Source organism: Nocardia sp. NPDC005366 (genome assembly GCF_040606855.1).
In the GTDB taxonomy this organism is placed as follows: Bacteria; Actinomycetota; Actinomycetes; order Mycobacteriales; family Mycobacteriaceae; genus Nocardia.
The window spans coordinates 25,764-38,312 of sequence record NZ_JBEXFQ010000016.1 but is presented as its reverse complement, the minus strand read 5'-3'; the positions used below and the strand labels follow the sequence as shown (position 1 = coordinate 38,312).

Genomic DNA, 12,549 nt, shown 5'->3' with positions numbered 1-12,549 from the left:
ACATGTCCGCCGTACACCAGATCGAGTTCGGCGTCGGTGGGCTCACCCTCTCCGCGGTGGCCGGTGAGCCCTCCGGGGAGTGCCGGGGAGCGCTGCTGGCACTCCACGGTGGCGGTGCCCGTGCCGCGTACTGGGACTCACCCGTCAGCAGCGCCGACTCCCTGGTGAGGTTGGCCTCGGAGCTCGGGTGGCGGGTGCTCGCGCCCGACCGGCCGGGTTACGGCGCCAGTTACGGGATCGGTCTGGACACCGGGGCCCAGGCTGAGCTCGTCGAGCAGGTCGTGGCGACCTGGTTGGAGTCCGAGGCAGCCGCGATCCCGGAGACTCCGGTAGTCGTCGTCGGCCACTCGCTCGGTGCGATCGTCGCGTTGCGGGTCGCGGCGCGGGCCCGCATCGGCGGACTCGCCGGAGTGGCAGTCGGTGGCGTACCGCTGCTCTACACCAAGCAGCAGACCCTCGGGCTGCGGAGCGCGATCACCGATGGCGTTCATCTGCGTCACGAGCGCCCGCTTGAGGCGCGCAAGGTGTCCCCGGGGGACTGGTACGGCCCTGCGGGCAGCTTCGACGAGCGCATCCTGGAGTTCCGTGGCGACCTGGTCTCGTCGACGCCCAGCGCCGAATTCGTAGACGCCCGGGATGCGCCGGACCTGCTGCCGAGGCTGATGCGTGACATCTCCGTACCGGTGCAGTGGGCGGTGGCCGAGCACGAGCTGACCACAGCGCCCTCAGGCGAGCTACTGACCGCCGCGCAGTCCCACCTGCGGCGGGCCGCGTCGGTCGACTACGTCACGGTGCGCGGATCAGGCCACAACCTGTCACTCGGTGGCCGCGCTCGTTCGTACCACCTTCGCGTGCTGGCGTTCGCCGAGGCGGCACGCGCGAGCTTCCTCGGTGCGGGTTCTTCCTTTTCCAACAATGTGAAAGCAGTCTCGTAATGGGTCCTCTTGCCGGTTTGAAAATCATCGACTTCACCCGGGGTACCGCAGGTGCCTTCGCGACGGGCATGCTCGCCGACTACGGCGCGACCGTCATCCGGGTGGAGCCGCTCGAGGGCGACCCGTGGCGTGACGAGCTCAAAGTTGCCTACTCGGTCTACAACCGGGGCAAGTACGGGGTGAGCCTGGATGTGCATTCCGGCGCCGGCCGCGCGCGGCTCCAGGAACTGCTGTCCGGTGCCGACGTCCTCGTCGTCAGTGGCCGACCCGAGCTGCCGTCCTCACTCGGGCTCGACTTCGAGACGCTGCATCAGCAACTGCCCGGCCTCATCGTGGCGTCCATCACCGGCTTCGGCCTCGACGGTCCCTATGCCCACGTACCTGGTTACGAGTCCTTGGTTCAGTCGTTGGTCGGCACCTTCGGCGAGCAGCGAGGACACCGTGACACGCCCAACTACGAGGGCTGGCCATTCGCCGGCGTCGGTGCCGGCTACCTGACCGCCATCGCTGTCTTGGCTGCTGTGCATCGGCGCGCCGAGGACAGCGTGGGACGCCAGGTGGAGACCTCGCTCTACGACGGGGCCCTGGCCTATCTCTCGATGCTGTGGTCCGACGACGATGTCGATGCCCCGTTCGGCTCGGCCGGCGCTCGGCGACTGGTCTCGCGGGCCTTCCTCGCGGAGGATGGGGAGTACTTCGAAATCCACACCGGCGCGGTCGGCGCCTTCGACCGCCTGATGGAGGTGGTCGGGCTCACCGAACACTTCCAGGGCGAAGACGACAACGTCGGCTCCTGGCTGACCGACGCGCAGCGCGAGATCATCGAGTTCCGCCTGCCGGAGATCTTCGAGACCAAGACGCGTAAGGCTTGGCTCGACGTGCTGGAGAAGGCCGACATCTGCGCGATGCCCGAGCTCTACCCGACCCAGGTGTTCGACGAGCCCCAGGTCAAGCACAACAAGATGGTCGTCGAGATCGATGACCCGGTATTGGGCATGGTGGAACAGGTCGCCCCGGCCGCACGCTTCGGCGACGGCACCTACGACACGCCCGCGCCGGCACCGACCGTCGGTCAGCACAACGATCGGCTCGACCAGCTGATCGACCAGCAGCCCTGGCATGACCCGCGCCGGTCGCCGCCCGCGGTCGCCGCTGATGTGCCGCTGCTCGCCGGCGTCAAGGTGCTCGACTACGGCGCGTTCTATGCCGGTCCGTACGCCTCGCGGTTGCTGGCCGACCTCGGCGCCGACGTCATCAAGCTCGAACCGCTTCGCGGTGACCAGCTGCGCGGCCTCAAGCCACCCTTCGGATCGGCCCAGGCCGGCAAGCGCGCGATCGCGGTCGATCTGAAGAAGACCACGGCGCAGGAAATCGGTCAGGCACTCGGCGCATGGGCCGACGTGGTCCAGCACAACATGCGGCCCGGTGCGGCCGAGCGCATCGGCCTGGGCTACGAGGACATCAAGGCAGTCAATCCGGAGGTCGTCTACGCCTACTCACCCGGCTGGGGATCCACCGGTCCCGACCGGTTGCGCCAGTCCTTCGCCCCGCTGGTCTCCGGCTATGTCGGCATCAACTTCGAGGTCGCGGGCCGCTACAACCAGCCGATGTTCCCGGCCGGCAACGAGGACCCGGGTAACGGGCTGCTGGGCGCAGTCGGGATCCTGATCGGCCTCCTCCAGAAGCAGCGCACCGGCCGGGGCACCTACCTCGAGCACCCGCAGCTCAATGCCGCGATGGTCCATGCTGGACACATCGTTCGCACCGCCGATGGCGAGGCGGTCGGCGCAGGTCGCCTGGATCCCCTGGCCTACGGACTCGACGCGCTCGACCGCCTCTACGAGACCGATGACGGTTGGATCTGCCTCTATGCACGGCGCGAGGATCAGTTCGCGGCGTTGTCGACCGCGATCGCGCCGATTGCGGGCGTGGTACTCGCAGCGCAGGTCGAGTACGCGGACGCAGCCGCCCGTGCCGAGAACGACGACCTTCTCGCCTCGGTCATTTCCGACGCGCTGACGAAGGTCAGCACAGCGGAAGCCCTGCGGCTACTCGGGGGTGCCGGCGTACCTGCCGTCGAGCCGAAGCAGCAGCGTAACGACCGTGACTTCCTTCGTGATCCCGAAAACCAGCGCACGGGGCGCGCAGCCGTCATCCCGCACGCCGTGCGCGGCCACGTCGGCGAGCTCGACAAGCTGGTCCGGGTCAGCGATGCTCGGGTCCCGGAGCACCGCCTCGCACCCGAACTCGGTGAGCACACCGACGAGATCCTGCGTCTGATCGGCTTCGACGAGAGCCGGATCAGCGCGCTTCGGGCCGAGGGTGTCGTGGGATGAACGCGTCGGCCGTCCCGGCTCCGGCTCGTGTCACGCTGGGTGATCTCCAGGTCAACCGCCTCGGCTTCGGCACCATGCGGCTCGTCGATCACACCGGCTCCTGGCCGCGCGATGTCGATGCCGCGATCGCGGTGCTCCGCGGAGCAGCCGAGGCCGGGGTGACATTCTTCGACACTGCCGACATCTATGGTCTCGGAGTCGCGGAGGAACTGCTGGCCAAGGCGCTGGCACCCTACGACGGCCTGGTCATTGCCACCAAAGGCGGATTCGTCGGAGATTTCAGCAAGGGCATCCCACTGCCGGCCGACGGCAGGCCCGAGGCTCTGCGGACGGCCTGCGAGGGAAGCCTGCGCCGCCTCGACGTCGAGCGGATCGATCTCTATCAGCTGCACACCCCGGACCCCACGGTGCCGATCGAGGAGTCGATCGGCGCGCTGGCCGAACTGCAGCGGGAGGGCAAGATCCGCCATATCGGTGTCTCCAACGTCGGCTGTCGTCATCTGAAAGCCATCGAGGGGATCGCCGACGTGGTGTCGGTGCAGAACCGGTACGGCGTCGGTGATCGTACGGCCGCGGGGGTGTTGTCCTGGTGCACCGAGCGGGGCATCGCCTTCATCCCGTGGTCCCCGCTGAACTCGAGCGTCGCGGTCCGCGACGTCGTGACTCGGGTCGCCGCAGACGCCGAAATCACTGCGCAGCAGGCCGCACTTGCCTGGCTCCTCGCGCAGAGTCCGTGCATGCTGCCCATTCCGGGCACATCGAGTCTCCAGCATCTGAACGAGAATCTCGGCGCCTCAGGTATACAGCTCACCGACGAGCAGATCGCCCGCCTCGACGCGGCGCGGACCGCCGCAATGTGACCCTCATGATGCCGTAGTTCAACTCATCAATAGTGGAAGGAACCCCATGGCTACTGAGTTCGCAGAGCGTCCGCAGCATGATCCGGTCTCCGAGGACGCCGACCTGATGACCATCAAAGAAGGCGTCGCACGCGTGTACGACGGCCTCGAGATCGCGCGCAACAACGTCACGGCGCTGGAGGCGGCCGGTGCGCCGCAGGAAGACATCGACTTCGCGCGGCGCCGGGTGGAACTCTTCGTCGAGGGTCTGGAGCGCGCCCAAGAGCGTGTCGAACCGGACTACAAGCGCCGCGTATAAAAGAGTATCCTCTAGATAATTGTCGGCAGCACGCCGCAGGGCGTTCGCTCCGAGGTCGGCTAGCAAGGAGAAATATCATGGAGCTTCGGGTCGGACTGGCTCTCGCCAGCGCGGTCGACGCCACCAATGTCATCGTCACCAAAGTGGTTGCCGGCGACTACGACCTGACCTGCGGCGGTGTGGCCATGACACCCAAGGGGGCTCCTGCCGCGCAGGTCGTGGGTGATCCAGATGCCATGCGCGGCAGTCTGCTCGGCAAACGCTATGTCACCGAGGGCGGCACACTCGAGTTGCTCGTTACCAAGGCGGGCGAGGGCTCGCTGGCCGTGGGCGGGCAACTGCTGCAGCAGGCGGGCGCGAAGGCGCTGCCCGCCTCGGACTGAGACAGTCGCGAGCACGGTGCCGGACGAGATCGTCTTATGAGCCAAGTTTCCGCGCCTGGAGACCGGCAAGCTCGTGCGACGTGACGTCCTCGGGCAGTTCAATTCCGAGTCCGTCTGAGTCACATCCGACAGTCAGCGCCGAGACTGTCGAAAGTCTCGAATCCACCCGCCATAAGAGTATCCTGTATTGGTCCTGGTTTAGGGCCCCGAGTGTGGCACCTCCGCCCGCGGAGGTCGAAGAGGAGAAGTTTTCATGGATCTGACAGGCGTTTCAGCGATCGTCACCGGCGGGGCCGGCGGCTTGGGCGAGGGCACCGTTCGGCGTCTTGTGGAGGCGGGCGTGAAGGTCGTCATCGCAGACCTGTCCGACGAGCACGGGAAGGCGCTCGAAGCCGAGCTCGGCGCGGAGAACGCGAGGTTCGTGTCCACGAACGTCCTCGACAGCGACTCCTTGCAGAACGCGATCGACGTGGCCGCCTCCCTCGGTGCTTTTCGCATCGCCGCTGCGGCACACGGCGCCACCGAGGGCGGCCTTTCGCGCATCCTCGACCGCGAGTGCAACCCGTACGATCTCGACTCCTTCCGCAGGACGATCGACATCTACCTCACCGGTACGTTCAACGTCACCCGCCTCGCGGCTGCCGCGATCGCCAAGACCGAACCGATCGCCTCCGACCAGCGCGGTGTGATCGTCAATACCGCCAGCATCGCCGCCTTCGAAGGTCAGCCGGGCCAGTCGGCGTACTCCGCGGCCAAGGGTGGCGTCGTCGGCCTCGGCCTGGTGGCGGCACGCGACCTTTCCAAGCTGGGTATCCGCGTGATGACCATCGCGCCGGGCACGTTCTTCACTCCGGCTTTCCGGATGGAGCGAGAGGACGCCGAAGCCCGCTTCGGCACCGCGGTCCCCAACCCGCGCCGAATGGGCAGCCCTGACGAATACGGCCTGCTCGTGCGTCAGATCGCCGAGAACGACTATCTCAATGGCGAGTGCATCCGTCTCGACGGCGCGCTTCGCTTCGCGATGAAGTGACCAGGAGCGACCACATGACCGAAGCCGTCATCGCCAGCGCAGTCCGCACCCCTATCGCGACAGCCTTCAAAGGGTCCCTCCGCGACACACCGCTGGAGGACCTCGCACCTCTGGTGGTAATCGAGGCGCTGACCCGCTCGGGCCTCGACGCCGACCTGGTCGACGACATCATCCTGGCGGAGGCAGGCTATGGCGGCGGTGATCTCGCGCGCTACGCCGCAGTGCGCGCAGGGCTGACTCAGGCGCCCGGCCAAGCCGTCAACCGGCATTGCGCCGGCTCGCTCACGGCTGTCAGCAACGCCGCCGCTTCGATCCGTGCGGGCATGGATCGCGCGATCATCGCCGGTGGAGTGCACTCCTCGTCGATGACACCGCAGGTGCTGTGGCGGGTCCCCGGTCAGGAAGAGCTTGTCAAGCGGATGGCCTCGACCTTCCCGCACACCGACCGCGCGACCGACGATGTCACGATCACGACCGGTTGGAGCACCGCGCAGGAGGTCGGCCTGACCCGCGAGGACATCGATGCCTGGGCATTCCGGTCCCATCAGCGTGCCATCGCTGCCATCGATGCGGGCACGTTCAACGATGAGATCGTGCCGGTCAAGACCACGCTGGCGGACGGTTCGGTGATCGAGTTCGCGGTCGACGAGCACCCACGCCGCAACACCACCCTGGAGAAGCTGGGCTCGCTGAAGCCGTTGCACCCGGAGATCGCCGGCTTTTCGACCACGGCCGGAAACGCTTCGGGTATCAACGACGCTGCAGCAGCGCTGATGCTGCTGTCGTCCGAGCTCGCCGCCGCGCAGGGGATCGAAAGTCTCGGCAAGGTTCGGGCCTGGGCCTCGGTGGGTGTCGATCCGTATCGCACCGGTATGGGTGCCGTCGAGGTGCTGCCGAAGGTCCTGCAGCGCGCAGGTCTCACCGTTGCCGATGTCGATCTGTGGGAGATCAACGAGGCCTTCGCCTCGGTGCCGCTCGCCGCGTGCAGGGTGCACGACATCTCGGAGGAGAAGGTCAACATCTACGGCTCGGGTTGTTCTCTCGGCCATCCCATCTCGGCGTCCGGTGCGCGGATGCTCGCCACGCTCGTCCACGAGCTTCGCCGCCGTGGTGGTGGTATCGGTGTCGCCGCGATGTGCGCCGCGGGCGGCCAGGGCGGCGCCGTGGTCGTCGAGGTCTGATCGGCGCTGGCTCGGTCGGGCGAGATAGAGGTGGCAACGGACCGAAACGGTGAGTGCATGATCGAACTCGGCCTTGATTGGGGAATCAAACTCAGTTTTGTCCAGTACATCGCGAAGTTGCCTGACGGGCAGGCGTCTGCCAGCAGCGGAGTCCGTCCGACCGAGACCAATGGTCTGTTTTTCGAAGCCGACCCTGACACGCCGCCGACACCAGCCGGTGCCGACGCCGTCTACGCGTTTCGGGGCGATGTCAGGTTCGGTGGACATTTTGGAATGCTCTATGTGCGAATCGCCGATCCGTGGATCGTGCGCCGGGGAAACCAAGCGGAGCTGACTGTCCTCGATCCACACGAACCGAAGAAGGCGCCTCGTAAGCGTCTGGTGACATTCGCTCTGTCGCAGCCGCGTTCGGAAGGCGATATCCAGATCTGGGATGGCACCGACGTGATACTCACAGCCGAGGCGTGTTCGGTCTTCAACGATGTCTACGCGGCCGGTGAACGTTTCGAGTCGTTGGTCTTTGCTGTTCACCGGGGGGCCGCTGAGGGCTTCGGCGGCTGCGCGAGCGGATCTGGGTCCACTGGGTGCGTATAGACCGGTGCCCTGTGGGCCCTGCGGCGGAATGAACTGTGCGGGTGGATGACACCGCGAAGCTTGCTCCCGCTAACATAGTAAACTATGTTAGCTATGTGATAGTCATTCGAGGTTGCCGGTCGTGACCGGTGGAGAGGTGGGCAGCGTGGAAACGCTGAAAGTCGAACGTCGCGATGGTGTGGTCACGGTGGTCCTGTCCCGGTCCGAGAAGAAGAACGCCGGCAACCCGACCATGTGGCGAGAACTCGCCGAGACTTTTACCGAGATCGAGCGCACGCCCGGCGATCGCGTGATGGTAGTGACCGGCGCCGGCGGAGACTTCTGCTCGGGAGCCGATTTGGAGGGCATCTCCGGCGACGCTCTCGACTACATGAAGCGGGCAAGTCATGCGGCCGAAGCACTGTCGGCACTGACCATTCCCACCATTGCGAAGGTCGACGGGGTCGCTGTCGGCGCCGGGTGGAACCTCGCGCTGGGATGCGACCTCGTCGTGGCGACCGACCGTGCGAGATTTTCCCAGATCTTCATTCGCCGCGCGCTCTCGCTCGACTTCGGTGGCAGCTGGTTGCTGCCCCGGCTGGTCGGCCTACAGAAGGCCAAGGAACTCGCCTATTTCGGCGAGATCCTTTCGGCCGCGGAGGCGTCGGAGATGGGTTTGGTGACTCGTATCGTGGCTGTCGACGAGCTCGATACCGTCGTCGAGTCGATGGCCCGGCGCTTGGTTCACGCTCCTGCCCAGGCTCTCTCGTTGACCAAGCAACTGCTGGACGCGGCCGCCGACGGCGGCAGCGTCGAAGCAGCGCTGCAGCGAGAGAACCACGCTCAGGCGATCAACATGCTGGGCCCAGACGCTGTGGAGGCGAGAGCGGCGTTCGTGGAAAAGCGTGAGGCTGTCTACTATCGAGCCGATTCGGCATCGGCTCCCGCACCAGTTCAGGAGTCATGATGTTGAAGACCCGATTTACCGAAGAATTCGGCGTCGAGCACCCCATCGTCCAAGGCGGGATGATGTGGGTCGGTCGCGCTGAGCTCGCCGCCGCCGTCTCCGAGGCCGGAGGCCTCGGCGTCATCACCGGGCTGACACAGCCTACGCCGGAAGATCTCGTGAAAGAGATCGCGCGGGCCCGGGAGATGACCGATAAGCCGATCGCGGTCAATCTCACTCTGACGTTGTCGATCAATCCGCCGCCATACGAGGAGTACCGGCAGGCGATCATCGACTCCGGTGTGACGATCGTCGAGACGGCCGGTTCCAACCCTCAGGTGCACGTCGAGCATTTCAAGCAGCACGGCATCAAGGTCATCCATAAATGCACCAGCGTGCGTCATGCTTTGAAGGCGCAGAGCCTCGGCGTCGATGCCGTCAGCATCGATGGTTTCGAATGTGCCGGACACCCGGGCGAGGACGACGTTCCGGGCTTGGTCTTGATTCCGGCCGCGGCGGACAAGCTGACGGTGCCGATCCTGGCCTCCGGCGGATTCGCCGACGGCCGCGGACTCGCCGCGGCGCTCGCTCTCGGCGCGGACGGGATCAACATGGGTACGCGCTTCATGTGCACGGTCGAGAGCCCGATCCACGAAAAGATCAAGCAGCAGATCGTCGAGGCGAGCGAACTCGACACCCAGCTGATCTTCCGGCAACTTCGCAACACCATGCGAGCGGCGAAGAACTCGGTAAGCGAAGAAGTCGTCGAAATCCTCGGCAAGGGCGGGCGGTTCCGGGACGTGCAAGAACTGGTCGCTGGTACCCGCGGCCGCAAGGTCTACGAGAAGGGGGATCCCGAGGCCGGCATCTGGACCGTCGGAATGGTGCAGGGGCTGATCAACGACATCCCGACGGCAGGTGACCTCGTCACCAGAATCGCTGCTGAGGCCGAGACGGTTCTGCGCCGGAATGTGGCGTTGATCTCGGACCCTGTTGTGGTCGCCTGAGGCCGGCGAGCGAGTACCGAGATGAACGTCGCCATTGCCGGCCCGGCGCAACGTACAGAGTTCCGCGGCAGCGGCGGACTACGTCTGGCGGCCGATTGCTGGGGCAACGACGATAACCCGGTCGTGCTCCTGCTGCACGGCACGGGGCAGACCAGACATTCGTGGAAGTCGGCCGGTATTCGATTGGCTGCCAACGGGTTTCGCGTGGTCGCGCTCGACACCCGTGGACACGGCGACAGTGCGTGGGCTCCGTCGCCCACCGAATACGCGCTGGATACCCTCGCTGATGACGTCTGCTCGGTGATCGATGAAATCGGTGGAACCGTCACCATTGTCGGAGCGAGCCTCGGCGGTCTGACCGGGCTACAGGTTGCAGGTGAACTCGGCGCGGCCCGCGTCCGCAAACTTGTGTTGGTCGACGTTGTTCCGCGAATCGAGAAGGGGCGCGGGGCCCGGCGGATCCGATCGTTCATGGAGGGTAACCCGGACGGCTTCGCCAGTCTCGAAGAGGCGGCCGATGCGATCGCGGCGTATCTGCCGCATCGGACACGTCCCCATAGCCCCGAAGGCTTGCGGCGCAACCTCAGGCAACGCCCGGACGGGCGATGGCGCTGGCACTGGGACCCCCAGTTTCTGCGCAGACCTGAGCAGGATCTGCAGGTGTGGGTACGCGAGCTCGAAACTGCGGCAGGCGAACTCGGAGTGCCGATACTCGTCGTGCGAGGTGCGCTATCCGATGTGGTCAGCAGGGAGGCCGTCGAGCAGTTCTTGGCCGTCGTGCCGAACGCGCAGTTCGTGGAGCTGAACGGCGCCGGCCACACGGCTGCCGGCGACGACAACGACGCGTTCACGAAAGCCGTAGTCGAATTCGTCTGAGACATAAGGAGAACCGATGCCGGACAGCAACGACGATCCCGTCCTGGTAACCCGTGAGGACCATGTCGCGATTCTGACGCTCAATCGACCGGACCGTCGCAACGCGATCAATCGCGCGATGCGCAAGGCGATCAAACGTGAGCTGTGGAAGGCCGACGCGGACGAGGATGTTCGGGTTGTGGTGATCACCGGGGCCGGAACGGCATTCTCCTCGGGTGTCGACCTGCCGGAGGCGCTGGCCGGCCCACCGCCGCGAACCGAGGGGCCCACGCCCACCCAGATTCTGCGTGCGATCAGCAAACCGGTTATCGCGGCGGTGAACGGCCCGTGCTATACGGGAGCGTTCGAGTTCGCGGTGAATTGTTCGTTCATCATCGCTTCGGAACAGGCGGTCTTCGCCGATACGCACGCTTCGATCGGGCTGCTCAACGGGTGGGGCGGTAGTGCGATGCTGCCGCGAATCGTTGGGTTGCCCGCAGCTGTTCAGATCATTCTCAGCGGTGATCCGATCGATGCCGCGACCGCTTTGCGCATCGGACTGGTCAACGAGGTCGTTCCCGGCGAACAGTTGCTGGAACGCAGTCTCGCGATTGCCGGATCGATCGCGACCAGCCACCCCGCCGCGGTGCAGCGAATGTTGCGTCTGCTGAAGGAAGGTGCCGGCGCATCGGTCGCCCATGCGCTGGGGCTGGAGGCCGAGGCCGTGGCGTCCTGGCGGTCGGACGGAAAAGATATCGGTGACCGCTTCGGTAAATCAGCGGCGAAGCAGAGACCCGATGCCTGAAGTGGCTGTCCCGGCAAGTCGGGGCGACTGGATCTCGATGCCCAGGTCGTGGTGACCGCGCACGGGCGCGTCATCGCTGAGCGAATCCATCGATCACTGTGCGCATCCGGAGCAGCGCTATGATCGAATGGACAGTACCTGCCCGTCGCAAAACCCTGTCACGCCACACACCTGGCGAATCGGTGTTGACAGCACCCTCGATCGACGACCCGGTGAACGACGCATCGATCGCAGTCCGGCGCATTATCGACGCCTTGGCGCGGACCGCTCCTGGCGATGGCGGCTTGCCGCCTGTGGTCGCCCGTTTGGAAAGGATCGCGGAGGTCCTGGAGACCGGGGCTCATCCGGTGGAGACGCAGCTGACTCGAATCTGGCGCGGCGAGGGTGTAGCACGACATGATCCGGCGACCGGCCCCGAGAATCCGATCGCACCGCCACTGACAATGTACGACCGCGGCGATGGTTGGGCCGAGGGCACGGTCGAACTGGGACTCCCGTATCAAGGACCGCCTGCGGTCGTGCACGGTGGTGTCTGCGCTCTGTTGCTCGATGGCGCCCTGGCCGTGGCGAACCAACTGTCGGGCGTCGGCGGAATGACTGCCGAACTGACCGTGTCCTACCACCTGCCGACCCCGTTGTACGTTCCCCTGAAGGTTCGTGCCCGGCAGGTCCGCCGTGACGGACGCAAGCTGTTCACGGTCGGTGAGATCGTTGCGGGAGATCGGGTGACTTCCTCCGCGCGTGGGCTGTTCATCGTCGCGGCCGGCGTAGCGGAGCACGCATGATCGAGGCGCCATCGCTGGAAATGTATCCGTGTCAGCGTGAGATCAGCCTGATCTTCGGCGACATCGACAGCGTCGGTCACGTCAACAACGTCGCCATCGCGCGATTCTTCGAAGAGGGCCGAGTCTTGCTGCATCGCAGGATCGGCGAACTGCGCTGTGCGAGTGCAGCTTCGAGGATGGTGCTGGTCCACGTCGAAATCTACTACCTTGCCGAAGTCGAGTATCCGGGGCACGTTCTTCTCGGGGCCGGGCTGTGCCGTGTCGGGCGCACATCGATCGAACATCGCGCAGGACTGTTCCAAGACGGTAAACCGGTGGCGGTTTCCCGGTCGGTCGATGTCAATACGGCCGCCGGCCGAGTTGGCGCCGAACCGCTGGGCGAGCAGTACCGTAACGCCGCTCGAAGAATGATCATGCCCAGCTGCTGAGGCGATGCGCAGCGGGCCGCATCTGGCGAGCTGTGGCCTGTGCGCGAGCACTTCCGCTTCGCCGCTACTATCGGTAATCTATTACTAAGTTAACCTAGTGAGTTTGATGAATTGTCGAGGAGGCGTG

14 protein-coding genes are annotated in these 12,549 nt (G+C 65.6%); all 14 read left to right on the top strand.

What is annotated here, in order from left to right; all coding sequences use genetic code 11:
• Nucleotides 1-2 precede the first annotated feature (2 nt).
• Nucleotides 3-935, top strand: coding sequence for an alpha/beta hydrolase (locus ABZS43_RS19440; RefSeq protein ID WP_355037312.1), 933 nt, complete (start codon nucleotides 3-5; stop codon nucleotides 933-935).
• Entirely contained in the window at nucleotides 935-3,271 is a 2,337-nt protein-coding gene (locus ABZS43_RS19435) for a CoA transferase (RefSeq protein WP_355037311.1), read from the top strand. Before ABZS43_RS19440 ends, ABZS43_RS19435 begins: the two co-directional genes overlap by 1 nt.
• A complete protein-coding gene (locus tag ABZS43_RS19430) occupies nucleotides 3,268-4,131 on the top strand; it encodes an aldo/keto reductase (protein WP_355037310.1) in 864 nt (287 codons plus the stop codon). The genes ABZS43_RS19435 and ABZS43_RS19430 overlap by 4 nt, the downstream gene beginning before the upstream one ends.
• 46 nt (nucleotides 4,132-4,177) lie before the next feature.
• Nucleotides 4,178-4,429 carry a hypothetical protein gene (locus ABZS43_RS19425; RefSeq protein WP_355037309.1) on the top strand — a complete coding sequence of 84 codons (252 nt, stop codon included), beginning with the start codon at nucleotides 4,178-4,180 and terminating at the stop codon, nucleotides 4,427-4,429.
• A gap of 77 nt (nucleotides 4,430-4,506) precedes the next feature.
• A complete protein-coding gene (locus ABZS43_RS19420; protein ID WP_355037308.1) occupies nucleotides 4,507-4,812 on the top strand; it encodes a hypothetical protein in 306 nt (101 codons plus the stop codon).
• A 253-nt stretch (nucleotides 4,813-5,065) separates the two neighbouring features.
• Nucleotides 5,066-5,842, top strand: coding sequence for an SDR family NAD(P)-dependent oxidoreductase (locus tag ABZS43_RS19415; RefSeq protein ID WP_355037307.1), 777 nt, complete (start codon nucleotides 5,066-5,068; stop codon nucleotides 5,840-5,842).
• A 14-nt stretch (nucleotides 5,843-5,856) separates the two neighbouring features.
• Entirely contained in the window at nucleotides 5,857-7,023 is a 1,167-nt protein-coding gene (locus ABZS43_RS19410) for a thiolase family protein (protein WP_355037306.1), read from the top strand.
• Between the two features lie 57 nt (nucleotides 7,024-7,080).
• Nucleotides 7,081-7,617 carry an HtaA domain-containing protein gene (locus ABZS43_RS19405; protein ID WP_355037305.1) on the top strand — a complete coding sequence of 179 codons (537 nt, stop codon included), beginning with the start codon at nucleotides 7,081-7,083 and terminating at the stop codon, nucleotides 7,615-7,617.
• Between the two features lie 121 nt (nucleotides 7,618-7,738).
• Nucleotides 7,739-8,563, top strand: coding sequence for an enoyl-CoA hydratase-related protein (locus ABZS43_RS19400; RefSeq protein WP_355037304.1), 825 nt, complete (start codon nucleotides 7,739-7,741; stop codon nucleotides 8,561-8,563).
• The gene (locus ABZS43_RS19395; RefSeq protein ID WP_355037303.1) at nucleotides 8,563-9,549 is read left to right on the top strand and encodes a nitronate monooxygenase family protein; all 987 of its coding nucleotides are present in this window, start codon (nucleotides 8,563-8,565) and stop codon (nucleotides 9,547-9,549) included. The genes ABZS43_RS19400 and ABZS43_RS19395 overlap by 1 nt, the downstream gene beginning before the upstream one ends.
• Before the next feature lie 21 nt (nucleotides 9,550-9,570).
• A complete protein-coding gene (locus ABZS43_RS19390; protein WP_355037302.1) occupies nucleotides 9,571-10,425 on the top strand; it encodes an alpha/beta hydrolase in 855 nt (284 codons plus the stop codon).
• A 16-nt stretch (nucleotides 10,426-10,441) separates the two neighbouring features.
• On the top strand, nucleotides 10,442-11,209 hold the full coding sequence (locus tag ABZS43_RS19385; protein ID WP_355037301.1) for an enoyl-CoA hydratase-related protein: 768 nt from the start codon (nucleotides 10,442-10,444) through the stop codon (nucleotides 11,207-11,209).
• 182 nt (nucleotides 11,210-11,391) lie between these two features.
• The gene (locus ABZS43_RS19380; RefSeq protein ID WP_355037426.1) at nucleotides 11,392-11,994 is read left to right on the top strand and encodes a PaaI family thioesterase; all 603 of its coding nucleotides are present in this window, start codon (nucleotides 11,392-11,394) and stop codon (nucleotides 11,992-11,994) included.
• Nucleotides 11,991-12,422, top strand: a complete 432-nt coding sequence (locus tag ABZS43_RS19375; RefSeq protein ID WP_355037300.1) for an acyl-CoA thioesterase — start codon at nucleotides 11,991-11,993, stop codon at nucleotides 12,420-12,422. Before ABZS43_RS19380 ends, ABZS43_RS19375 begins: the two co-directional genes overlap by 4 nt.
• Nucleotides 12,423-12,549: the final 127 nt, after the last annotated feature.